The 26947-nt window shown below is 57.8% G+C and carries 25 protein-coding genes; 9 read left to right on the plus strand and 16 right to left on the minus strand.

Annotated features, from left to right (window positions below):
* Positions 1-45: 45 nt before the first annotated feature.
* Positions 46-498 (plus strand): DUF1198 domain-containing protein, encoded by a 453-nt coding sequence (locus ABLV75_RS22540; RefSeq protein WP_004107095.1) that lies wholly within the window; start codon positions 46-48, stop codon positions 496-498.
* An 84-nt stretch (positions 499-582) separates the two neighbouring features.
* Here ABLV75_RS22540 and ABLV75_RS22545 read toward each other — a convergent pair whose 3' ends face one another.
* Both ABLV75_RS22545 and ABLV75_RS22550 read right to left on the minus strand, forming a co-directional pair.
* Positions 583-906 (minus strand): DNA-binding transcriptional regulator, encoded by a 324-nt coding sequence (locus ABLV75_RS22545; protein WP_004107092.1) that lies wholly within the window; start codon positions 904-906, stop codon positions 583-585.
* Positions 890-1249 (minus strand): type II toxin-antitoxin system RelE/ParE family toxin, encoded by a 360-nt coding sequence (locus tag ABLV75_RS22550; protein WP_004107091.1) that lies wholly within the window; start codon positions 1247-1249, stop codon positions 890-892. Before ABLV75_RS22550 ends, ABLV75_RS22545 begins: the two co-directional genes overlap by 17 nt.
* 212 nt (positions 1250-1461) lie before the next feature.
* Here ABLV75_RS22550 and nepI point away from each other — a divergent pair, with 212 nt between their 5' ends.
* Positions 1462-2643, plus strand: a complete 1182-nt coding sequence (nepI, locus tag ABLV75_RS22555) for a purine ribonucleoside efflux pump NepI (protein ID WP_004107090.1) — start codon at positions 1462-1464, stop codon at positions 2641-2643.
* A 31-nt stretch (positions 2644-2674) separates the two neighbouring features.
* On the opposite strand, the gene phnX is transcribed toward nepI, so the two are convergent.
* Both phnX and phnW read right to left on the minus strand, forming a co-directional pair.
* Positions 2675-3484: a phosphonoacetaldehyde hydrolase gene (gene phnX / locus ABLV75_RS22560; RefSeq protein ID WP_004107089.1), complete on the minus strand. Its 810-nt coding sequence runs from the start codon at positions 3482-3484 to the stop codon at positions 2675-2677.
* A 9-nt stretch (positions 3485-3493) separates the two neighbouring features.
* On the minus strand, positions 3494-4597 hold the full coding sequence (gene phnW, locus ABLV75_RS22565) for a 2-aminoethylphosphonate--pyruvate transaminase (RefSeq protein WP_004107088.1): 1104 nt from the start codon (positions 4595-4597) through the stop codon (positions 3494-3496).
* A 140-nt stretch (positions 4598-4737) separates the two neighbouring features.
* On the opposite strand from phnW, the gene phnR reads away from it, so the two are divergent.
* The 5 genes from phnR (at position 4738) to phnV (ending at position 9620) form a co-directional block, all read left to right on the plus strand.
* Positions 4738-5457: a phosphonate utilization transcriptional regulator PhnR gene (phnR, locus tag ABLV75_RS22570; RefSeq protein ID WP_004107085.1), complete on the plus strand. Its 720-nt coding sequence runs from the start codon at positions 4738-4740 to the stop codon at positions 5455-5457.
* Positions 5458-5828: 371 nt separating this feature from the next.
* The gene (gene phnS, locus ABLV75_RS22575; RefSeq protein ID WP_004107080.1) at positions 5829-6842 is read left to right on the plus strand and encodes a 2-aminoethylphosphonate ABC transporter substrate-binding protein; all 1014 of its coding nucleotides are present in this window, start codon (positions 5829-5831) and stop codon (positions 6840-6842) included.
* Between the two features lie 5 nt (positions 6843-6847).
* The gene (gene phnT, locus ABLV75_RS22580) at positions 6848-7960 is read left to right on the plus strand and encodes a 2-aminoethylphosphonate ABC transport system ATP-binding subunit PhnT (protein WP_004107077.1); all 1113 of its coding nucleotides are present in this window, start codon (positions 6848-6850) and stop codon (positions 7958-7960) included.
* Complete coding sequence (phnU, locus tag ABLV75_RS22585; RefSeq protein WP_004107074.1) at positions 7960-8820, plus strand: 2-aminoethylphosphonate ABC transporter permease subunit; 861 nt, start codon at positions 7960-7962, stop codon at positions 8818-8820. The genes phnT and phnU overlap by 1 nt, the downstream gene beginning before the upstream one ends.
* A 2-nt stretch (positions 8821-8822) precedes the next feature.
* Positions 8823-9620, plus strand: coding sequence for a 2-aminoethylphosphonate ABC transport system, membrane component PhnV (gene phnV, locus ABLV75_RS22590; RefSeq protein WP_004107071.1), 798 nt, complete (start codon positions 8823-8825; stop codon positions 9618-9620).
* 210 nt (positions 9621-9830) lie between these two features.
* Here phnV and ABLV75_RS22595 read toward each other — a convergent pair whose 3' ends face one another.
* From ABLV75_RS22595 to ABLV75_RS22610, 4 genes are all read right to left on the minus strand, one after another.
* Positions 9831-11210, minus strand: a complete 1380-nt coding sequence (locus tag ABLV75_RS22595; protein WP_004107068.1) for a carbohydrate porin — start codon at positions 11208-11210, stop codon at positions 9831-9833.
* 102 nt (positions 11211-11312) lie between these two features.
* Positions 11313-11615: a PTS lactose/cellobiose transporter subunit IIA gene (locus ABLV75_RS22600; RefSeq protein WP_004107064.1), complete on the minus strand. Its 303-nt coding sequence runs from the start codon at positions 11613-11615 to the stop codon at positions 11313-11315.
* 108 nt (positions 11616-11723) lie between these two features.
* Positions 11724-13049: a PTS cellobiose transporter subunit IIC gene (locus ABLV75_RS22605; RefSeq protein ID WP_004107062.1), complete on the minus strand. Its 1326-nt coding sequence runs from the start codon at positions 13047-13049 to the stop codon at positions 11724-11726.
* An 11-nt stretch (positions 13050-13060) separates the two neighbouring features.
* On the minus strand, positions 13061-13372 hold the full coding sequence (locus tag ABLV75_RS22610; protein WP_004107048.1) for a PTS sugar transporter subunit IIB: 312 nt from the start codon (positions 13370-13372) through the stop codon (positions 13061-13063).
* 294 nt (positions 13373-13666) lie between these two features.
* Between ABLV75_RS22610 and ABLV75_RS22615 the strand changes: the two genes are divergently transcribed.
* Positions 13667-14608 carry a LacI family DNA-binding transcriptional regulator gene (locus tag ABLV75_RS22615; RefSeq protein ID WP_004107045.1) on the plus strand — a complete coding sequence of 314 codons (942 nt, stop codon included), beginning with the start codon at positions 13667-13669 and terminating at the stop codon, positions 14606-14608.
* 23 nt (positions 14609-14631) lie between these two features.
* Here the strand turns inward: ABLV75_RS22615 and ABLV75_RS22620 are convergent, their stop codons facing one another.
* Entirely contained in the window at positions 14632-14925 is a 294-nt protein-coding gene (locus tag ABLV75_RS22620; protein WP_032704798.1) for a YicS family protein, read from the minus strand.
* A 213-nt stretch (positions 14926-15138) separates the two neighbouring features.
* On the opposite strand from ABLV75_RS22620, the gene ABLV75_RS22625 reads away from it, so the two are divergent.
* Positions 15139-16089, plus strand: coding sequence for an Rpn family recombination-promoting nuclease/putative transposase (locus ABLV75_RS22625; RefSeq protein ID WP_050545151.1), 951 nt, complete (start codon positions 15139-15141; stop codon positions 16087-16089).
* A gap of 3 nt (positions 16090-16092) precedes the next feature.
* Here ABLV75_RS22625 and ABLV75_RS22630 read toward each other — a convergent pair whose 3' ends face one another.
* From ABLV75_RS22630 to ABLV75_RS22660, 7 genes are all read right to left on the minus strand, one after another.
* A complete protein-coding gene (locus ABLV75_RS22630) occupies positions 16093-16995 on the minus strand; it encodes a DMT family transporter (protein WP_004107039.1) in 903 nt (300 codons plus the stop codon).
* Between the two features lie 258 nt (positions 16996-17253).
* Positions 17254-18687, minus strand: coding sequence for a PTS N-acetylmuramic acid transporter subunit IIBC (murP, locus tag ABLV75_RS22635; RefSeq protein ID WP_004107037.1), 1434 nt, complete (start codon positions 18685-18687; stop codon positions 17254-17256).
* 24 nt (positions 18688-18711) lie between these two features.
* Positions 18712-19614 carry an N-acetylmuramic acid 6-phosphate etherase gene (gene murQ, locus ABLV75_RS22640; RefSeq protein WP_004107035.1) on the minus strand — a complete coding sequence of 301 codons (903 nt, stop codon included), beginning with the start codon at positions 19612-19614 and terminating at the stop codon, positions 18712-18714.
* Between the two features lie 161 nt (positions 19615-19775).
* The gene (locus ABLV75_RS22645) at positions 19776-20942 is read right to left on the minus strand and encodes a multidrug effflux MFS transporter (protein WP_004107034.1); all 1167 of its coding nucleotides are present in this window, start codon (positions 20940-20942) and stop codon (positions 19776-19778) included.
* Between the two features lie 50 nt (positions 20943-20992).
* Complete coding sequence (locus ABLV75_RS22650) at positions 20993-22357, minus strand: efflux transporter outer membrane subunit (protein WP_004107033.1); 1365 nt, start codon at positions 22355-22357, stop codon at positions 20993-20995.
* 3 nt (positions 22358-22360) lie between these two features.
* Positions 22361-25468, minus strand: coding sequence for a multidrug efflux RND transporter permease subunit EefB (gene eefB / locus ABLV75_RS22655; RefSeq protein WP_004107030.1), 3108 nt, complete (start codon positions 25466-25468; stop codon positions 22361-22363).
* The gene (locus ABLV75_RS22660; protein WP_004107028.1) at positions 25468-26592 is read right to left on the minus strand and encodes an efflux RND transporter periplasmic adaptor subunit; all 1125 of its coding nucleotides are present in this window, start codon (positions 26590-26592) and stop codon (positions 25468-25470) included. Before ABLV75_RS22660 ends, eefB begins: the two co-directional genes overlap by 1 nt.
* Positions 26593-26947 lie beyond the last annotated feature (355 nt).

A 26947-nucleotide genomic window follows, 5' to 3' on the forward strand; every position in this document is an offset into this window, starting at 1 on the left:
AATTTCCCATTATGATAGTGGTGCTGCGATTGAATGAGAGGATGCATGATCTGGTTAGGAATGGCCACGCTGATAGTGGTATTTGTTGTGGGATTTCGGGTGCTTACCTCTGATTCACGCCGTGCGATTCGCCGTCTGAGCGAACGGTTAGGCATTACGCCGGTACCGCTGGAATCGATGATCGATCAGCTGGGAAAAACGGCCGGTAACGAGTATCTGCGCTACCTGGAACGGCCGAATGAAGCGCATTTGCAAAATGCCGCTCAGGTGCTGCTGATTTGGCAGACTGCTATCGTCGACGGCAGCGAGCAGAACCTGCATTACTGGTATCGGTTGATGAAAAAGGCCCGCCTTGCGGCGCCAATTACCGAAGCGCAAATTCGCCTCGCGCAAGGTTTCCTTCGCGAGCTGGAGCCGGAAGTGAGCGAGCTGCACGCTTTACAGGAGCGCTATAACACGCTGTTTTTACCCGAAGATGGGGTCCACTGGCTACACTGATAGCGCTTCCCTGTGCACTGTTGGCTTCGTTAAAACTCTTCCTGACGAGACCAACTATGCAAAAGTCATCACCTCAAAGTGGCATCATGCCAGCACTTCTAACCCATGTTTTTGCACGATATTGAGTAATTTCAATGCCAGCCTACCGGGGCGTTTTGCCCCACTTTCCCATTTTTGGACCGTGGACACGCTGGTGTTCAGATAGCGGGCAAAAACCGGCTGACTGACGTTGAGTTGGTCACGTAGAGCCTTAATTTCACCAGGTTGGAAATCGCTTACGCGGCTGATGCATGTTTCATCAAAGCTGCGCATCGTCTCCTGCGCGATCGCATCAACACTGTATAAACCTGCGGCAGCGCTATGGATAGCTTCAAAGGCGGGGCTTTTGAATTTAGTTTTTGCAGTCATGACAAATCTCCACCAATTCTTTTCTCTTAACCAATGCCGCCATTTTCTCCTCGCTGAGAAGGGAATAATGCCTGGCTAACTCACGGAACGCCGCGAGTTCTCGGTTATCGATATTGGCGATATCCTGTTTGGCGTATAAAAATGTGTAAAACCAATGCTCAGCACCCTTTGCCAGGATGATTGCGCGATCGCGATTTTTATTAAGGCGTTTTTTGTAAACGCCGCCACCAAGGTTATCTACTTTTCCCTGGAGAGTGGCTTCAATCGCTTTGCAAAGTTCGTCGTCATCAATCGCATGAGCCCGGGCTTCCCTGGTAAACCATTTTGTTTTAAAAATACGCATTGGCTGACATCCTGTAACCATAAATATAGCACCAAGTGCTATGTTATTTCTTCCTCTTACTGTTACGGAATACCTAAAAACGTGATTTTCCGGTTATGCGAGCAGCTACGCAGGTACTTTGCAAAGCCTGAAAAGTTGTCAAAACGTTAAATTCGTCACATTTTAAATGTTACACTGCGCGGCTCCTCCGTATTCAACCATGCAGGTAACTTATGACTCCTTCGAATGCCTCTGCGCCGCAGGCTAATCAGGCGGCGCGACCCAACTGGTCGGCGGTTTTTGCGGTGGCCTTCTGCGTTGCCTGCCTGATTACCGTTGAGTTCCTGCCGGTAAGCCTGCTTACGCCGATGGCGCAGGATTTGGGCATCTCAGAAGGCGTTGCCGGGCAGTCGGTCACCACCACCGCGTTTGTGGCGATGTTTGCCAGCCTGTTTATCACCTCGATCATCCGCAGTACCGATCGTCGCTACGTGGTGATTCTGTTTTCCGTCCTGCTGACCGTCTCTTGTCTGCTGGTCTCCTTTGCCAACAGTTTCTCCTTGCTTCTGGTGGGGCGCGCCTGCCTGGGGCTGGCGCTGGGCGGTTTTTGGGCGATGTCGGCGTCGCTCACCATGCGACTGGTGCCGATGCGCGTGGTGCCCAAAGCGCTGTCGGTCATTTTCGGCGCGGTATCGATAGCGCTGGTGATCGCCGCGCCGCTCGGCAGCTTCCTCGGCGGGATTATCGGCTGGCGTAACGTCTTTAACGCCGCCGCGGTGATGGGCGTGGTCTGTACGATTTGGGTGTTGAAGGCGCTGCCCTCTTTGCCTGGCGAGTCGACCTCGGCGCAGCAAAATATGTTTGGCCTGTTAAAGCGCCCCGGCGTAATGGCCGGGATGTGCGCCATCTTTATGGCCTTCGCCGGCCAGTTCGCCTTCTTTACCTATATTCGTCCGGTGTATATGACGCTGGCGGGCTTTGACGTTGACGGCCTGACGCTGGTGCTGTTGAGCTTCGGCATCGCCAGCTTCGTCGGCACCTCGCTCTCTTCGATGCTGCTCAAGCGATCGGTGAAAGCGGCGCTGGCGGTTGCCCCGGTGGTGCTGGCCATCAGCGCGGCGGTGCTGGTGCTGTGGGGGGAGAGTAAAATCGTGGCGTCGGCGGTGGCCGTTATCTGGGGTTTTGCCTTCGCGCTGGTGCCGGTTGGCTGGTCAACGTGGATCACCCGTTCCCTGTCCGATCAGGCGGAGAAAGCCGGGTCGATTCAGGTGGCGGTGATCCAACTGGCCAATACCTGCGGCGCAGCGGTGGGCGGCGTGGCGCTGGACCACCTTGGTCTGCTCTCGCCGCTGGTCCTCTCCGGTACATTAATGCTGCTCACCGGTGTACTGGTGGCGACGAAAGTACGGGTGTAATCGGCCGCAGTCAGGCGAACCGTCAATAAATCTACGGGCGTTCGCCCTGCGCCAGGCGACGGTTGATGTCGGCAATGACGCCCGGTAAATCCGCCAGCGTATCCACGACGTAATGCGCCCCGGCGGCGGACAGCTTCCCGGTGGCGTGCTCGCGGCGGGCGGCGATCTCTTCGGCGCTCATCTGCTGATATTCCTCCCAGCTGGCGCCGAATTCGTTACCGGAAACCGCCAGACCCACGCTCCACATCCCGGCGTTTAATCCTTCGGTAATGCCGGGAGCGGAATCATCAACCTTGACGCAGTGGGCTACCGCGTCGATGCCGAGGACAATGACGTTCTGTAACGCCATCCACGGGCCTGGCCGTCCTCCGACGGCGAGGTCGTCCGTCGCCACCCAGTGGTCAGGCGCATAGCCCTGCGCGGCGGCGGCCGGCGCCAGCTTTTCCATCACCGGACGCGGATAGCCGGAACAGGAGCCAATTTTTATGCCTTCGGCGCGCAGCGCGGCAATGGTGTCGACAACCCCGGCGATTGGCGCAGAAAAATCGACGACTTTGGCAATCTGCAGCGGCATAAACGCGGCATAGATCGCGTCGATATCGGCAGCGTTCATCGCCCGGCCAAACTTCGCCTGCCAGCGGGCGTCCACGGCGGGCAGTTTCCCCAGCGCTTCAATATGCTGCCATTTGCCGAGACCCATCGGCACCCTGGCTTCTTCGAGCGTAATCTCCACGGCAAAAGCCTGACGGAAGGCCTCAACGAAAATCTGCGTCGGCGCGAAGGAGCCAAAGTCGACGGTGGTGCCTGCCCAATCAAGAATAACGGCGTTAATACGGTTCATGACGGTTCCTTAGCATTGCCAGTACATGGCGTTTTTGATGGCCGCCAGCAGGGCGGTGATGTCGGCGTCGTACACTTCGCCGATGTTGCCGATACGGAAGCAGTCGCTTTGCGACACCTTGCCCGGATAGATCACGAAACCCTGCTCTTTAAGCCGCTGATAGAAATCCTTAAAGCGATACTGCGGCGCATCCGGGGAGTAAAACGCGGTGATGATCGGCGAGTGCAGGCTATCGTCGAGCAGCGGCTGAAAGCCTAATGCGCGCATTCCGGCCACCAGACGCTGCTGGTTAGCGCAGTATCGCTGGAGACGTGCGCTCACGCCGCCTTCTTCCGCCAGTTCTTTTAACGCCTGGGCAAAGGCCAGCACGGTATGAGTTGGTGAAGTAAAGCGCCACTTGCCGTGGTTATCCTCCATGCAGCGCCACTGGGCGTAGAGATCCAGCGACAGCGAGCGCGAGCGGCCCTGACAGTTTGCCAGTTCCGCTTCCCGGGCAATGACGAAGGCGAAGCCCGGCACCCCCTGTATGCATTTGTTGGCGGAGCTGATCAGATAGTCAATGTTCAGCGCGGCGACGTCCATGGGAATGCCGCCGAAGCTGCTCATGGCATCGACGATGTAGCGTTTGTCGTACCGTTTTGCCAGCGCCGCCACCGCTTCGATCGGGTTGAGCATACCGGTTGTCGTTTCGCAATGGACCATAGCGATATGGGTGATCGCCGGGTCGGTTTGCAGGATCCGTTCGATCGCTGCAGCGTCCGGTCGCGCGACTTCACCGCAGTCGTAAGGGTGGTGCGCAATGTTCAACAGTTTCGCCATCTCGATTATGCGCGCGCCGTAGGCGCCATTGCTGATAATCAAAATCTTGTCCTGCACGCCGATCGCGCTGCCGAGCACTGCCTCAACCGCGTAGCTACCGCTGCCTTGCAGCAGTACTGAAGTGTAGCCGTCGGCGGGCGTCGCCAGTTCCACCAGCCGTTGGCGGATGGCCTGAACCACGCCGAGATTGTAGTCATCGTCCCAGGTACAGCTGTCGAACAGCATCGCCTCTTTTACCGTACGGGAAGTGGTCAGTGGGCCGGGGGTCAGCAGCAGATAATTGCGTGAATTCATCTATTTCACCATTTGGTCTATACCAGATACTTTTTATAATGGCGATCGTCTGCGGAAAAGGTCAAAGGGAAAGTGGCGCTGCAACAAAAAATTCATCTGGTTATGTATAATGAGCGCATCAAATTTGGCCGCGAGCGAACATGAAATCACCCTCTGGCGAGACGCCACAGTATCTGCTGATCAAGGCACAGCTACAGGCGCGTATTCAAAACGGCGCGTTGAAGAGCGGCGATAAACTGCCTTCCGAGCGTGAGCTGTGCGCGCTGTTCAATACCACGCGTATTACGGTGCGCGAGAGCCTGGCGCAGCTTGAGGCCAGCGGCGTGATTTATCGCGCCGACCGCCGCGGCTGGTTTGTCACGCCGGAGCGGCTTTGGCTGGATCCGACGCAAAATACCAACTTCCATAAGCTGTGCCTGGAGCAGGGGCGGGAGCCGAAAACGGTGCTGCTGGATGGGCGTTTAACCGCCGTTCCGCTGGACGTTATGGCGCCGCTGGCGCTGCAGCCATTCGATCAGGTTTACCTGCTCACCCGTCTGCGTTATGCCGACGGGCGGGCGATTTGCTACTGTGAAAACCACTGTCTGCCCGCCAGGGTTCCCGAGCTGCTGCGCCATGATTTAAACGGCAGCCTGACCGAGATTTATCAGACCCGCTATGACCTGATATATACCAGTATGCATCTGTCGTTCTGGCCCACCTCGATGCCGCCGCAGGCCGCCGAGGCTCTGGGGGTGATGGAAGGGCGTCCGGCGCTGCTGCTGCGCCGGCTCAACTACGATCAACACGGGCGAATTCTCGATTACGATATCGAGTACTGGCGTCACGACAGCCTGCGCATCGAAGTCGATACCCATTGATTTTATGGGTCCTGTCCGAGCATTTTCCCCGGGTTGCGGCTGGCGCCTTACCCGGGCTACGGGTTCACCGCCGTCTGCGGACGGGTGGCCCGGACAGGCGCGTCAAGCGCCGCCTCCGGGATAGGACTCGGTATTGAATGTTTCAGAGCCGAGCGTCCCGGTGGCGCTGCGCTGACCGGGCTACGGGTTCACCGCCGTCTGCGGACGGGTAGCCCGGACAGGCGCGTCAAGCGCCGCCTCCGGGAGCGGTATATCTCCCTCCGTTTAATCCTTTCGCCACACTTCATTCATCGTTTTGTCATAAAGCCCCGGTAGCGTGAACGTCAATCTGGTATAGACCATAAAGATCACCATCCGAAGAGGCTGATACGATGAAACTCTCCCGACTTGCTCTGTTAACCGTTACCGTACTCGCCAGCGCCCCGGTGTGGTCCGCTGACGTTGTCACCGTTTATTCCGCCGACGGCCTGCACGACGGCGACAACAGCTGGTATCAGAACCAGTTTGCCGCTTTTACAAAGGCAACGGGCATAAAAGTGCAGTACGTTGAAGGCGGCTCTGGAGCGATTGTCGAACGGCTGGCAAAAGAGCGCACCAATCCGCAGGCGGACGTGCTGGTGACGGTGCCGCCGTTTATCCAGCGCGCCGCCAAAGAACAATTACTGGCCGAATTTAAGCCGCAGGGCAGCGACCAGATCCCCGGCGTCCACGACCGCTACTCGCCGCTGGTGAACAACTATCTGACCTTTATCTATAACAGCAGGCTGCTGAAAACCGCGCCGGCCAGCTGGCAGGATCTGCTCGATAGCCGTTTCAGGAACAAGCTGCAGTACTCGACGCCGGGACAGGCGGGCGACGGTACGGCGGTCATGCTGCAGGCGTTCCACAGCCTGGGCAGCAAAGATGCGGGGTTCGATTATCTGGGTAAACTCCAGACCAACAACGTCGGACCATCGGCTTCTACCGGTAAGCTGACCGCGCTGGTCAATAAAGGTGAGCTGTACGTCGCTAACGGCGATCTGCAAATGAACCTGTCGCAGATGGCGCGTAATCCGCATGTGCAAATCTTCTGGCCCGCAGACGCTAAAGGCGAACGCAGCGCGCTGGCGCTGCCCTATACCATTGGTCTGGTGCAAAACGGCCCGAACGGTGAAAACGGTAAAAAGCTGATTAACTTCCTGCTCGATAAGCCCGCTCAGGCCAGCGTTAGCGCGCTCTCCTGGGGGCTGCCGGCGCGCAGCGACGTGACGCCGGAAGACGCTAACTTTAAAGCGGCGAAAGCGGCGCTTAACGGCGTGAAAAGCTGGGAACCCAACTGGGACGAGGTTGCGGCTTCACTGTCGGCGGATATTGCCCGCTGGCATCAAGTCACCGACAGCGAGTAAGCGTGATGTTAATGAAAACAACCGTCGCTCATCCCCCGTCGTCGACGGGAACGTCCGGGATCACTCTCGACTCGCTGCGCGTTTCTTATCACGGCAACGTGGTGCTGAAGCCGCTGACCTTAACTATTGAACCGGGTGAAGTGCTGGCGCTGATCGGTCCATCCGGATCCGGAAAAACCACGGTGCTGCGGGCGATAGCCGGATTTGTACAGCCGGCGGGCGGGCGGATTTTGCTGGGCGATACGGATGTCACCCACCTGCCGCCGTATCAACGCGGCCTTGGCATGGTGGTGCAAAACTACGCCCTGTTTCCGCATATGAAGGTAGAAGATAACGTCGCCTTCGGCCTGCGGGCGCAGAAGCAGCCGAAAACGGAGATAGCTGCACGCGTCAAAGACGCCCTGAAAATCGTCGGCATGGCGGATTACGCCAGCCGCTATCCGCACCAGCTATCCGGCGGCCAGCAGCAGCGCGTCGCGATTGCCCGCGCCATCGCCGTACGTCCGCGGGTCTTGCTGCTTGATGAGCCGCTCTCGGCGCTGGATGCGCAAATCCGTCACAACATGGTAGAGGAAATTGCCCGCCTGCACCGCGAACTGCCGGAACTCACAATTCTCTACGTTACCCACGATCAGACCGAAGCCCTGACCCTGGCGGACAAGATTGGCATCATGAAAGACGGCTCGCTCATTGCCCATGGCGAAACCCATCAGCTTTACCACTATCCGCCTAATCGTTTCACCGCCGAGTTTCTCGGACGCGCCAATATCCTGCAGGCGACGGCGCTGAAAGATACCGCAGGGCCTGGCCTGGTCAGCGTCAGCTGCGGCGGTGGATTGATTACCGCTTTCAGCCGCGGCGGTCAGCACGGCAATAATAAGTTGCTGTGTATTCGTCCGCAGCATATGAGCCTCGCGCCGCGAACGGCCACCAGCAACCGGCTTAACGCTACCCTGCAGTCGGTGCACTGGCAGGGCGATTTGACCCACCTGCTATGCGACGTGGCCGGGGAGGCGGTGCGCATTGTGATGACCCACGTGGATCCGCTGCCGCGGGCCGGCGACAGGCTGGCGCTCTATTTTGAACCCAACGATGCGGTCCTGATTGAGGTGTCATAATGTCGCAGATCCTAACGCTCCCGCGTCGCTCTGTTCAGCTGCGGCCCTTACTGTGGCTTCTGCCGCCGCTGCTGGTGCTGGCGACCCTGTTTTTCTATCCGCTGCTGCTGATCGGCGAACAGGCGCTACGTGATGCCAGCGGTCACCTGAGCCTTGAAACCTTCTGGCAGGTCGTGGGATCCCGGCGCTTTATCAACGCGTTGCTCAATACGATGCAAATCGCGATCTTCGCCACCCTGGGCTGCCTGCTGCTCGGCAGCGTCCTGGCGCTGATTCTGGTGTTTATTCCCTTTCCCGGCAGCCAGTTGATCAGCCGGGTGATTGATACCTTTATTGCCCTGCCGACCTTTCTCATTACCCTGGCGTTTACTTTTATCTACGGCTCCGCGGGTTTGCTGAACGGCGCGCTAATGTCGCTATTGTCTTTCGAACTGCCGCCGATCGATTTTCTTTATTCCATTCAGGGCGTGATTCTGGCGGAAATCACCGTTTTCACGCCTCTGGTGATGCGTCCGCTGATGGCCGGGTTGCGGCAGATTGATAAAAGCCAGCTAGAGGCGGCGAGTATTCTCGGCGCGCATCCGCTGCGGGTTATCGGCCAGGTGATTTTCCCGGCGGCGCTGCCGGCGCTGATGGCGGGCGGTAGCCTGTGCCTGCTGCTGACGACTAACGAGTTCGGCATCGTACTGTTTATCGGCGCCAAAGGCGTGAATACGCTGCCGATGATGGTGTACAGCAAGGCTATTCTCGAATCGGATTACAGCCAGGCCTGCATGATTGCCCTGATAAATATTCTGCTGTCGCTGGGACTGTTTATAATCTATCGCCTGGCCGCCGCGCGTACCGGCGTGAGGAGCTAACGATGTTGATTTGGTCGCGTAAAGGCCGCGCGGCGGCGGGCGCGCTGGCGGCAACGCTGTTTGCCGGATTCTTCTTCCTGCCGCTGGCGGTGATTTTGATGTCCAGCTTGAGCCAGCAGTGGAACGGCCTGCTGCCGTCCGGTTTTACCCTTGGGCACTTTGTGAACGCCTTTCGCGGGGCTGCGTGGGATGCGCTCTTTTCCAGCCTGATGGTTGGATTTTGCGCCAGCCTGTTCGCTCTGCTGTGCGGCACGTGGGCTGCGCTGGCTCTGCGCCAGTACGGCGCGAAGCTGCAAAAATATCTTGGGCTGGCGTTCTATTTACCGAGCGCCATTCCTTCGGTATCGGTGGGTTTAGGCATTCTGGTGGCTTTCAGCCAGGGGCCGCTACAAATGAACGGTACTTTCTGGATCGTGCTGGCGGCGCACTTCGTGCTGATTTCTGCGTTTACCTTCAGCAACGTCTCCACCGGTCTGACGCGGATTTCCGCCGATATTGAAAGCGTCGCCTCCAGCCTCGGGGCATCGCCGTGGTATCGCCTGCGCCATGTCACGCTGCCGCTCATGGCTCCGTGGATGATCTCCGCGCTGGCGCTGAGCCTGTCGCTGTCGATGGGGGAGCTGGGCGCGACGGTAATGATCTATCCGCCGGGCTGGACGACGCTGCCGGTGACGATTTTCAGCCTCACCGATCGCGGCAATATTGCCGATGGTTCGGCGCTGACCATCGTGCTGGTGGGCATCACGCTGCTGCTGATGATTAAGCTTGAGCGCATTGCCCGCCGGATGAGCCAGAGGTAATCATCACATCGGGCGACGGATTCACCGTTGCTCGGTAGGGAAGCCCGGGTAAGGCGTTACGCCGCCACCCGGGGAATACGCCGGGATAAATATATCGATGCGGCTTCTTCCCGGCTCGCGCTGCGCTTAGCCGGACTACAGGTTCACCGTTGTCTGCGGTACGGTAGCCCGGATAAGGCGACAGCCGCCATCCGGGACGGCTTCACAAGCTTAGAACCACGCTTCAAACATGCCGCCAACGTTCAGCGAATCCAGCTGTTCGTCTTTGGTGCCGTTGACCTTTGCGGTGCGCTTGTTATCTACCTGACCGCCGGTTACGTAGAAGCGCAGCATCGGGCGGAACTCCGGCCCCATACCGATGGCGATATTCTGCGACAGCGTCAGCTTCCAGCCGTGGTTATCGCCGCCCTGGTCGTAATCGACGCGCTGATAGCCCGCTTCCAGCCAGGTGGAGTGGACATCGTTCCAGAAGTACATTGGACGGACAATGGCGCCGTAGTTTTTACGATTGTCGGTATTGTCTGTACCGTTGTCATAGTCGTGGAAGGCCAGCAGATATTCGATCTGCGCCTGCTGGGTGAATTTATGCAGCCCTTCAAAGCTGGCATAGATAGCGGTGAGATCGTCGGTCTTGTTATAGACGCTGTTATCCGAGTTGTCGGAGTAGCGCAGAATCACTTTATTGACGCCGCTGTCGTTGGTGTGGCTCAGCACCAGCCCGCCCTGCCAGGCTTCGAGACGCTCGTCGCTGTCTACCGCTTTCGAATCGAAACCGTAGTTGGCGTAAACCTCAACGTCGATCGGTCCGGCTTTAAGATTATGGGTTTTAGTGGTCAGCGCATAGTGGCCATCATCGCCGGTTCCGGAGCCGCCGGTACAGGTGATGCGCGACGGGTTCGCTTCGTCGGCCATCACTTCCGGGCTACAGGATTCCACCTGCGACACCGCCGCCACGTCAAACTGTACGCCGCCGATGTCAAAGTTTTTCACCCCGGCGCCCTGGCCGTCGTGGTTCATCCAGAAGTAGTCGTTAATCCCCTGTTGCGGGCGCTGATGGAAGTCGCGGCCGGCCCAGATATAGGCGTTGGGGTTAGACTCCAGCACGTTGGTAACGCCGACGTAGGCTTTTTTCAGGTTAACTTCGTCGCTCCAGTGGTCAAACATGACGTTGATATCCCAGATCGCGCCTTTACTGCTCTTAAAGGCTTTGGTTATCTGAAATTCGCCGCCGTTGCCTTCGTTGCCTAAACGACCGATCGCGGAGGCGCCGTTATAGGAACCATCCACGCCGACAAACTTCTGATCGCCGGTCTGGAACTGCGCGCCGTAGCGGGCGTAGCCGCTGAACTTCAGGCCGAAGGGGATCGCCATATCCGGCGTGGCTGCGGTGGTCTGCGGGTTGGTAATGACATCCACTTTTTTATCGGCGGCGGCATCGATTTTCGCCTGGCGTTCGGCCAGGGCTTTATCGACGGCTTTGGCGACAATGGCGTCGATCTGTTCCTGAGTAAACTCTTGTGCAAATACGGAAACTGGGCACAGCGCGGCGACGACCGCCATGGTTAATGGCAGTATTTTTACAGTTTTCATCATTATCTCGCTTTTAGTAATTTATATATTTAGATAATAGCTATCCCGCCAGGATAAGCTGGTTTATTTATTCCGGGTACAGTTGCTAAATATTGATATAAATTAACGCTGGTATAAATGAATAAGCTCTTCTGAAAATTCACGCGCGAGCAGCGAATTCATCAGATGGTCCTGAGCATGCACCATAATGAGGGTCATCGGCTGGCGCGCTTGGCCCGCATCCTGCGCGATAAGCTGGGTTTGCATCTGGTGCGCCCGACGGGCGTAGCCATCGGCTTCATTCAGCAGCAAGCGCGCTTCATCTATATTACCGCTACGGGCACAATGCAGCGCTTCAAAACATAATGAGCGTGACTGTCCCGCATTAACGATAATTTCCATTACCGCATCTTCTAGTTCAATCATAATAGTTCCTGAGGTCATTAACCTTATTATTTAAATAATGCAGTGAAAATCCCTTTTCCACATTATTTATGCCGTCATGATAAATATGCTATTAAATATATGAGTTAATTATTGGCTGACCGTTTCGGCAACCGGCACCGCAGCTTTGGCTTTTTCGACTTCAGTTTTCATTAATGAGCGTTCATAGGCGCGGAGGAATGGCAGATAAATTACCGCTGACATCACCATGCAAATTAAGCACATCACCACCGGGCTTAGCGTCCAGTTTGCAGCCCAGGATGCACCGATAGGGGCCGGGGTCGTCCACGGGGTCAGCGAAACGACCTGGCTGAGCCAGCCGAGGCGCGTCGCACCGTAAGCCAGAACGGCGTTAATCATCGGGACAAAGACGAACGGGATAAACATCATCGGGTTCATGATTATCGGCGCGCCGAACAGAATCGGTTCATTGATATTAAAGAAGCTCGGAACGATACCCATTTTGCCAATGGTGCGCAGGTGAGCTACGCGGCTACGCAGCAGCAGGAAGGCCAGCGGAAGCGTGGAGCCGACGCCGCCAATCAGCAGATAGTGGTCCCAGAAACCCTGCAGATAGACATGGGGCAGAGCCGCGCCGGCCGCCAGCGCTGCCTGGTTCGCCGACAGGTTGGCCATCCAGAAGGGGTTCATAATGCCGGTCACGATCAGCGAGCCGTGGATCCCGGCGAACCAGAAAATCTGACACATCAGCACCGACAGCAGTATCGCCGGCAGAGAGTCAGAGGCGGAAACCAGCGGCTCCAGCAGGTGCATAATCGCCTGCGGCAGAATCATACCGGTCTGCGCTTCGATAAACAGATTCAGCGGATGCAGTGTCGCGATCACCACCAGCACCGGGATAAGGATTTCGAACGAGCGCGCGACGCCGGTCGGCACCTCTTTCGGCAGACGAATCGTAATGTTGTTCTGCTTCAGCCAGGCGTAAACGCGGGTAGAGTAGATAGCGGTGATCAAAGCGGTGAAAATACCCTGACCAGAGAGATACTGGGTGGAGATTTTGCCGTCGGCATACGGCGCGGCAACCAGTAAGAAAGCCATAAACGCCAGCAGACCGGACATCACCGGATCGAGCTGGAACTGGCGTCCCAGGCTGGCGCCGATTCCCACCGAAATAAAGAACGTCATCACGCCCATGCTGAGGTTAAACGGCAGCATCAGCTGTTCGCGATACTGCTGGGAGAAGTCCAGCCAGCCGCGGGCGAAACCGTTAGTGGTATCCGGCGAAAAAGGCGGAAAGATAAATACCAGCATGAATGAGCCGATGATCATAAACGGCAATGCGGCAGTGAAACCATCGCGAATCGCGATAACGTATTTCTGCTGCCCAAGGCGTCCTGCCAGCGGGGTAATTGATTGCTCGATCACGGCAATCATGGACTGATACAGAGAACTCATTTGTACACCTCTTAATGCGCTTCGATCAGCGACAGGGCATAATCCAGAACGTTGTCTCCCCGCTGCATCCCGTAATCCATGGTGTTAATTGGCTGGACCGGAATATTCAGGGGCGCGGCTTTCTCAGATAAGGTTTTCAGCATGTACTTCACCTGGGGCCCAAGAAGCACCACCTGGTACTGCGGAAACTGCATATCAAATTCGGAAACTCCATAGGCATCAATCTGCACCGGCAGGGCGCGTTCCTTCGCGGCATCGACCATCTTTCTGACCAACAGACTGGTGGACATCCCGGCAGAGCAGCACAGCATAATCTTGTACATCGACGATCATCCTCAAAATGTAAAAAGTTATTGCGTGGATGATTTGATATCAGACGGAAACCGGTTTCCATTTATAAAAAACAGAACTGTGATAACCGTCAAGATCCATCAGTCAAAGGGTGTGTTAATTAGATTTGGCTCACAGATTTTCGTGATTTTTGCTACGTTTTTCCGCGAAACGGAAAATCGGTTTCCAAATAAAAAAGGAAACGGATATACTGCCGCTGGTTATTATTGAAGCGATTCAGGTTTATGGATTTACAGGGATCGGATTAGCCCTGTCAGGGGAAAATAATGTCTACTATCAACGATGTATCACGATTAGCTGGGGTATCTAAAGCCACAGTCTCTCGGGTGTTGAGCGGTTCGCGCGGCGTAAAGGAAGCCAGCCGGCAGGCGGTATTACAGGCGGCGGAAGAACTCAACTACCGGCCGAACATGATAGCGCAATCTTTGCTGAGTCAGACCACCGGCTGCATCGGCGTGATCTGCGCCCAGGACAACATCAATCAAACCACCAGCTATCTCTATGCGCTGGAAAAGCAGCTCAGCCAGCACCAGAAGCATCTGCTGCTGCGTTTTGCCAACAGCCGCGGTAGGGTGCTGCACTCTCTGGAAGAGTTAACCTGCGGTTTATGCGACAACGTGCTGATTATCGGCGCCCGGTTTCCGCTCAATATCGACCGTCCTGACGTGGTGCTGATCGACTGTCTGGAAAGCGAAGGGGCGAACAGTATTCATTTTGACCACGCATTCGCGGCGGAAACGGCCTGTAACTATCTGATAAGCCAGGGGCGCAGGCAGATTGCGCTTATCCACCCGCAGGGCAGCGGCTTTGCAGACCAGGTCCTGCTGGGCTATAAGCACGCGCTGGAAAAGAATTTTCTGCCGTTTAATCGCAACCTGGTTTTTCTCGACAGTCCTTCGCCATCCGTAGCGGTGCAGGAGCTGGTGAATAACGCAACAACCTTGAACTTCAATGCGTTATTGGTTGCCAACGAGCAGCAGGCGCAGCTGGTGGTGCCGCAGCTCCAGGCATTTAACCGCGCGGTGCCGGAAAAAGTCATGGTATTCAGCCTGGCGGGCTCGTTACAACTGCCCGGTATTCCGACCATCCCGGCGATTGAATATTCCATGGACGCGATGGCCAGCCGGATAGTCAACTGGCTGACCGAGAAGACGCAAATGCTCGGCAGTAGCCCGCTGCGCGGGGATTTGATCATCCCGAACCGCTGATGGCGTCCAACCCGCCGCCGGAATCAGGGCGTTGGGCACTGAATGCCGCTAATGGCCTTCTGATAAGCGGCGCTGTTGTTTTTATCCAGCGCCCGCGTCGCGCTTTGTACGGCGGTCTTATTTTCCGTTGATTCCAGCACGCGGTTAGCAAACTGCGTATCATCCAGCGCGCTGCTGGCAGGGCAGTTTTTCCTCACATCCTTCACGATCTGCTGCTTCTGCTGTTCAAACTTCAGGCCGGAGAGCGGCGCGGCTGCGGCCAGATGGGGTAGCATCAGGCTGGCTGCCAGCGAAAGCGCAATACTCATTCTCTTCATCATGGATATCCTTATTTTTATTAAAGGGTTTTTCTAACTATAGACATATTCCCGAAATAACCATTTTGCGTGCCGGTTTCCGCAAAAATGCATCCGTTTCAGCCGCTGAAATTTATCTTCCGTACCGGCAAGCAAAGCCGTTGATGCGCAGATGCCCCCCTTTCTTTTGATGGATATATTTCTGCCATTGCGTTTCAGGGATGGCGGAGCATGATGAAAAAAGGAACCTCCTCGACGCCGCACGACGCGGTTTTTAAGCAGTTTTTATCGCATCCCGAGTGCGCCAGGGATTTTATCGACATTCATCTTCCCGCGTCGCTGCGCCAGCTATGCGATCTGCAAACGCTCAGGCTGGAGTCAGGCAGCTTTATTGAAGCGAATTTACGCGCCAGCTACTCCGACGTGCTGTGGTCGCTAAAAACCAGCGACGGTGATGGCTATATCTACGTGGTGATTGAACACCAGAGCACGCCGGATGCGCATATGGCATTCAGGCTGATGCGCTACGCGCTGGCGGCGATGCAGCGTCATCTGGATGCCGGGCATAAAACGCTGCCGCTGCTGTTTTATCACGGAGCGAAAAGCCCTTATCCCTTCTCGCTTTGCTGGCTGGATGAGTTTACCGATACGCAGACAGCGCGACGACTTTATGCCGCCGCTTTCCCACTGGTGGATATTACGGTGGTGCCGGATGACGACATTATGCAGCACCGGCGTGTGGCGCTGCTGGAGCTGATTCAAAAGCATATTCGCCAGCGCGATTTACTTGGCCTGGTGGAGCGATTAGCAGAGCTGTTGGTTAAAGGTTGCGCTAATGACAGCCAGTTGAAAGCGCTGTTTAATTACATGCTGCAGTATGGTGATGCGCCTCATTTTGGTGAATTTCTTCACGAGGTCGAGCGGCGCGTTCCTCAACATAAGGAGGTACTCATGACGATTGCGGAAAGGCTACGGCAGGAAGGGAGACAAGAAGGCAAGTTGGAGGGCAAGTTGGAGGGCAAGTTAGAAGGTAAACAAGAGGGTAGACAAGAAGAAGCGTTGCGTATTGCTCGTTCATGTCTGGAACAGGGGTTTGAGCGCGAGCTGGTGCAGGTGGTTTGTGAGCTGTCGGATGACGATCTGAAGATGCTGCAAACTCAGGTTGCAGCATCTCCGGCCAGATAATTGTCAGCCTGTTTTCACCCGCCGCCGCGAATCCATGGCGATCAGCACCACCGACGAGAGAATCAGCAGCGTGCCCAGCCAGTCCGGCAGGCTAAAGGTAATGCCGAGCAGCAGCAGCGAGAGCAGGGCGCTACTCAGCGGCTCCGCGCAGCTGAGGATCCCCGCCTTCGCGCCGCCAATCTTCTGCGCGCCGTTCAGGTAGAGGCTGAACGTCAGCGAGGTGCCGATAACCACCAGGTAGAAAAAGGCCAGCAGCAGGCCGCCGGTCACCACAAAATGGTTGCCCTGTCCGGCGTAAAACGGCAGCAGCATGGCGCCGCCGAGCAGCATGCTCCAGCCGACAATCGGCAGGGTGCCGTAGCGGGCAATCAGCGTCGATGGATATGTCGTGTAGAACGCGGCGGCAAATGCCGAAGCAATCCCCCAGAACAGCGCTGCGGGAGAAATCGACAGCGTTGTCGGATTGCCGTGGGTCACCAGCAGAAATGTGCCCGCCAGCGAGGTACCGATGGCCGCCAGCACCAGCGGACTGGGGCGCGTTTTGCGGGCGATGGCAAACCACGCAACGATAATCGTCGGTGACAGGAACTGCAGCACCGTCGCGGTGGCGGCGTTTGATTTCTCGATGGTCATCAGAAAGGTGTACTGCACGGTGAGCGCCCCGAACAGCGAAAAAATCAGCAAACTGATAGCGTCCTGGCGATTTTGCAGGACGCGGAAAATTTTATCGCCGTGAACGAACGAGAGCATCAGAAGAATCAGACCGGCGAACAGCAGGCGCGTCATGGTCAGAAACGGCGATGACATCTGACTTTGCTGCATAATATATTGCGCGCAGACGCCGGAACTGCCCCACAGCACGGCGGCGATCAGTACGTTCAGCATCCCTTTTTTGCTGGAGCCCATCTTTCCCTCAGGTGAAAATAGTGCGAAAGCAGTATCATAGCATGAGCACGCGCGGGAAGCGGGGCAGGAAATGGTAGCCGGATCCTTTATCAGATGGCCAGCAAAGCGTACTCCGGCCGACGTCGCCCGGCGGCTGGCGCCTGACCGGGCCGACAGAAACGCGACGCCACGTGCAAAAAATATTCAACATGGGGCGTCAGTGCCTCCCGCCACGCGGCGGATAAACTCACGTTCACCGCCGTGCGCCAGACGCGCCTCTTAGCTTAAATCAACGTTTTTACTGCCGAACAGCCAGGTGAGGGCAAATCCGCAGAGATAAGAGACCGCCAGCCCGGCGGCATACACCGCCATTCCGGCGTAGATCCCGCTGCCGGAGGTCATCAGCGGCAGCGCCACCAGCCCCGACGGGCCAAACACCGTATTCAGGCCAACCGGCAGCCCCATCCAGGCGATGAGCCCGAGAAAGAAACCGCCGCAAGCGCCGCCGAGACAGGCGGTGATAAACGGCTTCATACGCGGCAGCGTGACGCCGTAAATCAGCGGTTCGCCGATACCGAGGAAGCCGGGGATAATTGCCCCTTTAATCTGCGTGCGCAGCAGAGAACCGTGCTTCGCCCGCCAGAAAAGCGCCAGCGCCGCGCCAACCTGTCCGGCCCCGGCCATGGCCAGTATCGGAAACAGCGAGTTAAACCCCTGCGCATCCACCAGCGCGAAATAGACCGGCACGAAGCCCTGATGGACGCCGAACATCACCGCCAGCAGGAACAGGCCGGCCAAAACCGCAGATCCGAACGGGTTACCGTTAAGGTGCAAAAACAGCCATGACATCCCGGTAAACAGCCAGCCGCCGATCGGCATAATAACGGTAAACGTTATCGCGCCCATGATCAGCAGCGTCACCGCCGAGGTGAGGATCATATCGAGGTTGGCAGGCATGATGCGTCGCACCTGCTTCTCCACCCACGCGCCGATAATCGAGGCGATCAGTACGCCGATAATATTGCCGCGCGGGTCAATACCGTGGCCGAAGAAGGTCGAAATTCCGGAATAGAAGCCGCTGGTGGCTTCCGGGTTATAGCCGAGGACAAACAGCGCAGCGATGATCGCTCCGTTGACTCCGGAGCCGCCGAAAGCTTTCTGGGCGTTATAGCCGATCAGGATGCTCAGGAAGGTAAACATCCCCTTGCTGAACACCTTCATGTAGCCGATCAGCGCCAGCAGCGTCGCATTCGGATGCGCGTTTTCAAGGACGAATATCTGCTCCGCCAAAGTGGCGAACCCCAGCAGCAGGCCGACGGCGATAAAACCGGGAATGAGCGGGGTGAAAATAGTAGCGAATTTCGCGAGGAATTTTTGAATGCCGCTGGTTTGCTTGCTCTTCAGCGCCTGTTTCTTTTCGGCGGCGACGTCGGCCAGCGATGGCGCCTCCGCCGGCGCGTCTTCCAGTAACGCGTTCATCATTTCCGCCGCGCTTTGCGCCTTGCCGGGCCCAAGGACGACCTGGAACTGTTCATCGCTAACGATCACTCCCATCACGCCGTCAATCTGACGGATGGCGGCGCTGTCGGCCCGTGATTCATCGCGTAGGGTCAGGCGCAGCCGGGTCATACAGTTGCCCGCCTGCGCGACGTTCCCGGCTCCGCCCACGTGCTGCAGGATCCGCGCTATCATCTCTTTATTTATTTTCGCCATTGCAGATTCCCCGTGAGTCAGCGGTCAGGAGTGGCTCAGCGCCTTGCGGATATAGCCGTTATTTTTTGCCAGCAGCGCCTGAGCCTCCGCGGCGCTTAAATCAGCCAGCACCATCACAATCGCCGTTTTGCAGTGGCGATCGCAGGCTTCCAGCGCGCTCTGGGCGGTTGCGCGATCGCATTCGGTCGCTTCCATGACGATGGACACCTGGCGCTCGATAAGCTTGGCGTTGGTCGCTTCAACGTCCACCATCAGATTGCTGTAAACCTTGCCGATGCGAATCATCGCCCCGGTTGAAATCATATTCAGCACCAGCTTCTGCGCGGTACCCGCCTTCAGGCGCGTTGAGCCGGTCACCACTTCCGGACCCACGACCGGCGTAATGGCGACGTCCGCCAGCCGGGCCATTTCGCCGTGCGGGTTACAGCTGACGATGGCGACAAAAGCGCTCTGGCTATGGGCATACTCCATCGCGCCGATGACGTACGGCGTGCGTCCGCTGGCGGCCAGGCCGACCAGTACATCGCGGCTGCTAAAGTTCAGGTTCTGCAAATCCATCGCCCCTTGGGCTTTGTTGTCTTCGACGTTTTCCACGGCGCTCAGGATCGCTTTATGACCCCCCGCGATAATGCCCACCACCTGCTCCGGGCGGGTACCGAAGGTCGGCGGGCACTCGCTGGCATCAAGGATCCCCAGGCGACCGGAAGTACCCGCGCCAATGTAAATCAGGCGCCCTCCCGCCTGCAGCGCCGCCGCGACGTTATCCACGACCTGGGCAATTTGCGGCAGATAGGGGGTAATGGCGTGGGCCACCTTCCGATCTTCCTGGTTAATCACCGTCAGCATCTCTTCAGTGGAAAGGGTATCAATGTTGACGCTATTGGCGTTGCGGCGCTCGGTCAGCAGTTTGCTCAGGTCGATACTCATAGGAACCTCTTTATTCACAGTGGCGGGCAGTATAAGGAATTAATTATTCCTTTCCTGTGAAGGTTATCACGATTGGTGTTGAAGGAATAATAGGTGATTTCAGCACTGGCGGGAAAGATGGCGGTAATAAAATTGGAATTTTTTATTACCGCCGGAGAAGATTATACCGTGGGCCGCGGCTTTTTCAGGCCAATCAGCAGCGCGGCCAGATAGCAAAGGCTCATCGCGAAACTCATTTTGAGCATCGTTTCGCCGCCGAGCCCGGCCAGCGGCGCGGCAATACCGCCGAACACAAACATCAGCGTGCCCATCAGGGCTGACGCGGTGCCGGATTGACGGGCATTAATGGCATTCATCGCTTCCGCACCGGCGACGGTGCTGATACCGCTCATCATAGAAACGGTAAAAAACAGGCCGACCAGCGCCAGCGTCGGCAGCGGTAGCCAGGCGAAGAGCAGGGTGATGGCGGCAAACGTTACTGCCAGCAGCTGGCCACCGCGCAGCAGGGCTTCGGCGCTGAAGCGGCGTGCCAGGCGGGAAAAGATCAGCGCCGCGATAATCAGCCCGATGCCGTTTAGGCCGAACAGCAGGCTGAACTGCATCGCGCTCATGGCATATTCGCTCTGGATAACGAACGAAGATGAGCCGATATACGAAAATAGCCCGGCCATCATAAAGGCCTGAATCAGGCAGTAGCGCATAAAGCGGCGGTTTTTCAGTACCGGCGCCTCATCCTGCTGCTGCGTAACCGAGGCGGCGCTTTTAACCGGCAGCGTTTCGTGCAGCACCGTCAGGCTGAGCAGCAGCAAAATAATGCCGATCGCCGCCATCGCCCAGAACAGAATACGCCAGTCGAAGGCGGTGATGATCCAGCCGCCGAGTACCGGTGAAAGCACCGGCGCAATGCCGTTAACGGTCATCAGCAGGGCGAAAAACTGGGTCAGCAGAGTGCCCTGATACTTGTCGCGGGCGATGGAGCGCGACAGCACCGAGCCGCCCGCGCCGGCGAAGCCCTGCAGAAAGCGCCAGGCGATCAGCATATGGATATCGTAGGTTATCGCGCACATCGCCGAGGAGAAGATAAACAGCAGCAGGGAGAGCGCCAGCGGCTTTTTACGGCCAATGCGATCGCTCAGCGGGCCGAAAAACAGCTGCCCAAGGCCGAGACCAATCAGCGCCGCCGTGAGCGACAGCTGGGTCTGCGTGCCGGTGGCGCTGAGCTGCTGGGTGATTTCCGGCAGCGCGGGCAGATAGAAGTCGGTACACAGCGGCCCAATGGCGCTAAGCAAACCGAGAACCACGACCCAGGAGAGGGAAATTCGGGACATATCAACGGGCTCCTTGTCATCAAACCGGGCGTTGCCGCCCGGCAAAAGTGTTAGCTGGCGCCGCCTCCCAGCGACTGCCAGAGGGTAATGCGGTTTTCCAGATCGGTCTGCTGGAGGGAGATCAGCGTGGCCTGCGCCGACCACAGCGTTCGCTGGGCGGTCAGCACCGACAGATAATCTCCGACCCCGGCCTGATAGCTCTTCATCGCAATATTCAGCGATTTCTGCTCCGCCGCGACGTATTTATTCTGCGCGTCCAGCTGTTCGCTGAGCGTTTCCCGGCGCGCCAGCGCGTCGGCAACATCCTTAAAGGCGCTCTGAATGGTCTTCTCATAGGTGGCGATCAGACCCTTTTTCTCCGCTTCAGCGTAGCGCAGCTGCGCCAGGTTGCTGCCGCCGGTAAACAGCGGCAAGCTGATGGACGGCGCGAATGACCACACCTGCATGCCGTGGCTGAACAGCGACGAGAGCGAGTCGCTGCCGACCCCGGCGCTGGCGGTCAACGAGATGGACGGGAAGAAGTTGGCCCGCGCCGCGCCGATATCGGCGTTAGCGCTTTTCAGATTATGCTCCGCTTCCTGGATATCCGGGCGGCGCAGCAGTACCGATGAAGAGACGCCCGCCGGCACCAGGGTGATACTACGATCGCCAAGGCTTTCAAGGGTGCCGGGCAGCAGGCTATCCGGCACGGTTTCTCCGGCCAGCAGGTTGAGCGCGTTTTTATCCTGCGCCACCAGCGTGCGGTAGCTGGCGACGCTGGCGCGCGCCTGCTGATAAACGCTTTCCGCATCGCTCAGGTCGCCAGCTGAGGCGGTGCCGACTTCCATCTGGCGGGTGACGATGTTGCGCGAGTTCTCCGCGCTGGCCATGGTTTCCTGCGCCAGCGCCAGATTGCTGTTGTCCGCGGCGAGGGTTATCCACGCGGTGGTCAGATCGGCAATCATCGTCAGACGCGTATTCTGAGCGGTGAATTCGCTGGCAAGCCAGGTTTCCCGCGCCGCGCGCGTCAGGCTTTGGTTCTTACCAAACAGATCCAGCTCGAAGCTGGAAACCGCGCCGTCGGCTTCCGCTGACGAGGTGAGACCGCTGGCCACCGTTTTACTGCGGGTATGGCTCAGCTCGGCGTCGAGGGTCGGAAACAGCGAGGCGCGGGTTTCACCAAACTGGGCGCGCGCGGCTTCGATGTCGGCCAGCGCTTTCTGCACGTCGCGGTTGCTGGTTAACGCGATGTTCACCACTTTTTTGAGGCGGGCATCATTCACTACCTGCTGCCAGTCGCTGACCACCGCGGTTGCCTCGCCGTGGCTGCCCGGCAGGGTCGCTGGCACAGGCGCGGCCGGGCGCTCATAGTTCGGATCGAGAGAGACGCAGCCCGCCGTCAGGAGCGCAACAAAGACTAAGGTAAAACGAAACATAACTTACTCCTGAGAAGAACGATGGCGGGTGAAGAAGCGTTTCACCAGCACAAAGAACAGCGGCACGAAGAACACCGCCAGCAGCGTCGCGGTCAGGGTTCCGCCGATAATCCCGGTACCGATCGCCACGCGGCTGTTGGCCCCGGCTCCGGTGGCGATCGCCAGCGGCAGCACCCCGGCAATAAACGCCAGCGAGGTCATCACAATAGGTCGTAGGCGGGTCTGCGCGGCGCGCATGGCGGCACGCGACAGGGAATAGCCCTCTTCCACCGCCGATTCGGCGAATTCGACGATCAGGATGGCGTTCTTCGACGACAGGCCGATAGTGGTTAACAGCGCCACCTGGAAGTAAACGTCATTGTTCAGACCGCGCATCCATGCCGCCAGCGCCGCGCCGAGCAGCCCAAGCGGGATCACCATGATCACCGAGAACGGTACCGACCAGCTCTCATACAGCGCCGCGAGGCACAGGAAGACCACCAGAATCGAGATGGCGTAGAGGCTCATCGCCTGGCCGCTGGCGAGTTTTTCCTGCAGCGACATGCCGCTCCATGCCCAGGTGGTACCGGCCGGCAGGTCATTGGCCAGGGCTTCCATCTTGTCCATTGCCGCGCCGGAGCTGAAGCCGCTGGCGTTTTCGCCCTGGATTTCAAAGGCGGCGGAGCCGTTGTAGCGCACCAGGCTCTCCGGGCCGTATTGCCAGCGGGTGGTGGCGAAGGCGGAGAACGGCGTCATGCTGTCATCGCTGCCGCGTACGAACCATTTACCGAGGTCGGACGGCACGGCGCGGGCGTCGCTTTCGCCCTGGATATAGACCTTCTTCACGCGACCGCGATCGATAAAGTCGTTAACGTAGGTTCCCCCCCAGGCGCTGGAGAGGGTATCGGTAACATCGCTTAATGACAGCCCGAGCGAGACGGCTTTATTGTTATCGATATCGACCTGCAGCTGCGGCATTTGCGGCAAATCGTTGGCGCGTACCGACTGCAGCTCGGAACTTTGATTCGCCGCGGCCAGCAGCTGGCTGCGCATTTTCATCAGACTGTCGCGATCGGTGCCGCCGCTGGCCATCAGTTCGAAGGTGAAACCGTTACTCTGCCCCAGGCCATCTACCGACGGCGGGGTCATGGCGAACAGGGTGGCGTCGCGAATGCTGCCGAGCTCTTTGGTGGCGCGCAGGGCGATGGCCTGAGCGGTATTTTCTTCGCCTTTACGTTCGGACCAGTTTTTCAGCGACACGAAGGCCATCCCGGCGTTTTGTCCGCTGCCGCTAAAGCTAAAACCGTCAACGGTAAAGATCACGTCGGTATTGGCTTTCTCTTTCGTCAGGAACCAGTCGGTGACCTGGCGGCGAACCTCGGCGGTGCGTACCGCCGTTGCTCCGGCAGGCAGCGTGTACTGGACCATGATTTCGCCCTGATCCTCCGTCGGCAGGAAGCTGCCCGGCAATTTCCACATCGCCAGCGCCATGCCGCCGCAAATCAGGACAAAAGCGCCCATCATCATCGCCGAGCGACGCAGGCCGCCGACAACACGATGCTGATAGCCCTGCTCGGTGCGTCCCCACAGGCGGTTAAAGGCGCCGAAGAAGCCTTTGGTATGCGGTTTCGAATGGCTCAGCAGCGCGCCGCACAGCGCCGGGGTTAAGGTTAAGGCGACCACTACCGAGAGCATCATCGCCGAGATAATGGTCACTGAAAACTGGCGATAAATCACCCCGGTTGAGCCGCCGAAGAAGGCCATCGGCAGAAATACCGCCGAGAGCACCAGGGCAATGGCGATCAGCGCGCCGGAGATTTCACCCATCGATTTTTCGGTGGCTTCGCGGGCGGGCAGCCCCTCGTCGCGCATGATACGCTCGACGTTTTCCACCACCACGATGGCGTCATCCACCAGCAGGCCTATCGCCAGTACCATCGCAAATAGCGTCAGGGTGTTGATCGAGTAGCCGAACAGCGCCAGCACGCCGAAGGTGCCCAGCAGTACGACCGGGACCGCCACCGCTGGGATCAGCGTGGCGCGGAAGTTTTGCAGGAACAGATACATCACGCAGACCACGAGGATTATCGCCTCGAATAGCGTCTGAATCACATCCTCCACCGAGATTTTGATGAACTCGGTGCTGTCTTTCGGGTAAGCGATATCGTAGCCCTGCGGCATCTGGCGCTGGAACTCGGCAATCTTGTTTTTTACCAGCGTCGCGGTATTCAGGGCGTTAGCGCCCGGCGCCATCATTACCGCGATCCCCGCAGCCGGATGGCCGTTAAGATTGGCGGAAGCGGTGTAATCTTCGCTGCCCATTTCAACGCGGGCGACGTCGCTCAGGCGCACCACCGAACCGTCGCTCTTGCTCTTGACGATAATCTCTTTGAACTGGGCGACGGTTTGCAGCCGCGACTGAGCGCGTACCGTGGCGGTCAGCTGCTGCGCGTTGGAGGCGGGTAGCGCGCCGATTTTACCGGCGGACACCTGTACGTTCTGCGCCTCTATAGCCGATTGCACATCGGATGGCATCAGCGAATAGGAGGCCAGTTTGGTCGGGTCCATCCAGATGCGCATGGCGTATTCGGCGCCGAACACCTGCAGACTGCCGACGCCTTCTATACGCGCCATCGGATCCTGCATGTTGCTGACCAGCCAGTCGGAGATATCGGAGCTGGTGGCTTTATTGTTTTTGTCATACACCGCGAGGATCAGCAGGAAGCTGCTCTGCGATTTCTCCACCGTTACGCCAGACTGCTGAACTTCGCTCGGCAGACGGGATTCCGCCTGCTGCACTTTGTTCTGCACCTGAACCTGGGCGGTATCCGGATCGGTACCCTGCTCAAAGGTGACGGTAATGCTGACCGAGCCGTCGGAGCTGCTGGTGGATGTAAAGTAGAGCAGGTTGTCCAGTCCGGTGAGCTGCTGCTCAATAACCTGGGTGACGCTGTTTTCCAGGGTTTCCGCAGAGGCGCCGGTGTAGGTGGCGGAGATTTTTATCGCCGGCGGGGCGACGTCAGGATACTGGGCGACCGGCAGGGTGCGGATAGCCAGAATCCCGGCGAGCATAATCAGAATGGCGATAACCCAGGCGAAGACCGGGCGTCGCACGAAGAAACGGGAGAACATCAGGCGTTGCCTCCGTCATTTTTGACTTCGGCGGCTTTGACCTGCTGGCCCGGCGCCACTTTGCCGGTCCCTTCGACAATCAGCCGGTCGCCGCTTTTCAGGCCGTTGACGATCAGCCATTTGTCGCCGTAGGTTTCGCCGGTTTCCACGCTGCGCTGTTCAACCTTGTTATTAGCATCAACCACCAGCGCGGTGGCATCGCCTTTGGCATCGCGGGTAATGCCCTGCTGCGGGGCGAGGATCGCATCGTTCATAATACCTTCGTCTATGCGGGCGCGAACGAACATACCGGGCAGTAGCACATGCTGCGGATTGGGGAAGACCGCGCGCAGCGTGACCGAACCGGTCGATTCATCTACCGCCACTTCGGTCAGCGCCAGGCGACCTTTTTCGCTGTAGGTGCTGCCATCTTCAAGGGTCAGGGTCACGTTGAGCGTATCGCTGTTGCTCGCCAGGCTTTGCTTACGCAGGCGCAGCAGATCGACGCTGGATCGGGTGAGATCGACGTACATCGTATCCAGGCCGCGGATCGTCGCCAGCGCGGTGTCCTGATCGGCGGATACCAGCGCCCCCGGCGTGACGGATGAGATCCCGATGCGCCCGGCAATCGGCGCGGTCACGGTGGTCCAGTTCAGGTTGATACGCGCGCTTTCCAGCGCCGCTTTTTTCGACTCGACGCTGGCTTTATCCTGATTACAGGTCGCTATTGCGTCATCGGCGTCCTGACGGGAGACGCCGTTATCTTTGACCAGCACCGCGTAGCGCTGGGCTTTTTGACAGTCGGCGGTCACCAGCGCCTGGGCCTGTTTCAGCGATGCGGCGGCTTCGTTAAACGTCGCTCGATAGCTTGACGGGTCGATTTGGTACAGCGCCTGTCCGGCTTTGACCATATCGCCTTCGGTAAACAGGCGTTTTTGCACGATCCCGCCCACCTGCGGGCGAACTTCAGCGCTAAGCGAGGCGGTGGTGCGTCCGGTCAGGCTGCTTACCACCGGGACAGGTTGCCCCTGCAGAGTGACGACGCCGACTTCCGGCGTCATCTGCTGCGGGGAGGAGGTTTGCGCATTATCGCACCCGCTAAGGAGAAATAATGCTGCTGCGATGGGGGCTATAGTGTATTTCATTATATTTTCTCAGGATGAACGACGTCCGCCCCGCAAATTCACTGGCGGGGTGATGGGCCGGGCGATGATGCATCTCCGGGCAAGCACAAATAACAAAGTGGGAAATAAATATTCCTGTTTGCAGTAAATAACTCGGTGAATACCGCTATTGATTGCGCGGTTTTTCCGAGATTTTCCTGTGCGGCGAATACGGCATCAGACGGCGGTTACAGGCTCTGAACCGAGTAGTCATGCCTGCTACAGGCTATTTATCACGGGTTTCTCCATGGTTTAAGATGATGAGAATGATCGTTCTCATTTTTTCCATTATACGTCTGAACCGAATGATGGGAAGATTTTTTACACAAAATTTAGT

Source organism: Klebsiella sp. CN_Kp066 (assembly GCF_040065135.1).
Classification (GTDB): Bacteria; Pseudomonadota; Gammaproteobacteria; order Enterobacterales; family Enterobacteriaceae; genus Klebsiella; species Klebsiella oxytoca.

Bases quoted from the DNA above. Each gene is read 5' to 3' on its own strand.
- eefB (WP_004107030.1), bottom strand. From the start codon at position 25,468: ATGTTCTCCCGTTTCTTCGTGCGACGCCCGGTCTTCGCCTGGGTTATC.
- ABLV75_RS22605 (WP_004107062.1), bottom strand. From the start codon at position 13,049: ATGAGTTCTCTGTATCAGTCCATGATTGCCGTGATCGAGCAATCAATT.
- phnT (WP_004107077.1), top strand. From the start codon at position 6,848: ATGTTAATGAAAACAACCGTCGCTCATCCCCCGTCGTCGACGGGAACG.
- phnS (WP_004107080.1), top strand. From the start codon at position 5,829: ATGAAACTCTCCCGACTTGCTCTGTTAACCGTTACCGTACTCGCCAGC.
- ABLV75_RS22625 (WP_050545151.1), top strand. From the start codon at position 15,139: ATGAAAAAAGGAACCTCCTCGACGCCGCACGACGCGGTTTTTAAGCAG.
- ABLV75_RS22650 (WP_004107033.1), bottom strand. From the start codon at position 22,357: ATGTTTCGTTTTACCTTAGTCTTTGTTGCGCTCCTGACGGCGGGCTGC.
- phnU (WP_004107074.1), top strand. From the start codon at position 7,960: ATGTCGCAGATCCTAACGCTCCCGCGTCGCTCTGTTCAGCTGCGGCCC.
- phnR (WP_004107085.1), top strand. From the start codon at position 4,738: ATGAAATCACCCTCTGGCGAGACGCCACAGTATCTGCTGATCAAGGCA.
- ABLV75_RS22645 (WP_004107034.1), bottom strand. From the start codon at position 20,942: ATGTCCCGAATTTCCCTCTCCTGGGTCGTGGTTCTCGGTTTGCTTAGC.
- ABLV75_RS22610 (WP_004107048.1), bottom strand. From the start codon at position 13,372: ATGTACAAGATTATGCTGTGCTGCTCTGCCGGGATGTCCACCAGTCTG.
- murQ (WP_004107035.1), bottom strand. From the start codon at position 19,614: ATGAGTATCGACCTGAGCAAACTGCTGACCGAGCGCCGCAACGCCAAT.
- ABLV75_RS22595 (WP_004107068.1), bottom strand. From the start codon at position 11,210: ATGAAAACTGTAAAAATACTGCCATTAACCATGGCGGTCGTCGCCGCG.
- phnW (WP_004107088.1), bottom strand. From the start codon at position 4,597: ATGAATTCACGCAATTATCTGCTGCTGACCCCCGGCCCACTGACCACT.
- ABLV75_RS22620 (WP_032704798.1), bottom strand. From the start codon at position 14,925: ATGAAGAGAATGAGTATTGCGCTTTCGCTGGCAGCCAGCCTGATGCTA.
- ABLV75_RS22540 (WP_004107095.1), top strand. From the start codon at position 46: ATGATCTGGTTAGGAATGGCCACGCTGATAGTGGTATTTGTTGTGGGA.
- nepI (WP_004107090.1), top strand. From the start codon at position 1,462: ATGACTCCTTCGAATGCCTCTGCGCCGCAGGCTAATCAGGCGGCGCGA.
- ABLV75_RS22550 (WP_004107091.1), bottom strand. From the start codon at position 1,249: ATGCGTATTTTTAAAACAAAATGGTTTACCAGGGAAGCCCGGGCTCAT.
- murP (WP_004107037.1), bottom strand. From the start codon at position 18,687: ATGGCGAAAATAAATAAAGAGATGATAGCGCGGATCCTGCAGCACGTG.
- phnV (WP_004107071.1), top strand. From the start codon at position 8,823: ATGTTGATTTGGTCGCGTAAAGGCCGCGCGGCGGCGGGCGCGCTGGCG.
- ABLV75_RS22545 (WP_004107092.1), bottom strand. From the start codon at position 906: ATGACTGCAAAAACTAAATTCAAAAGCCCCGCCTTTGAAGCTATCCAT.
- ABLV75_RS22600 (WP_004107064.1), bottom strand. From the start codon at position 11,615: ATGATTGAACTAGAAGATGCGGTAATGGAAATTATCGTTAATGCGGGA.
- ABLV75_RS22630 (WP_004107039.1), bottom strand. From the start codon at position 16,995: ATGGGCTCCAGCAAAAAAGGGATGCTGAACGTACTGATCGCCGCCGTG.
- ABLV75_RS22615 (WP_004107045.1), top strand. From the start codon at position 13,667: ATGTCTACTATCAACGATGTATCACGATTAGCTGGGGTATCTAAAGCC.
- ABLV75_RS22660 (WP_004107028.1), bottom strand. From the start codon at position 26,592: ATGAAATACACTATAGCCCCCATCGCAGCAGCATTATTTCTCCTTAGC.
- phnX (WP_004107089.1), bottom strand. From the start codon at position 3,484: ATGAACCGTATTAACGCCGTTATTCTTGATTGGGCAGGCACCACCGTC.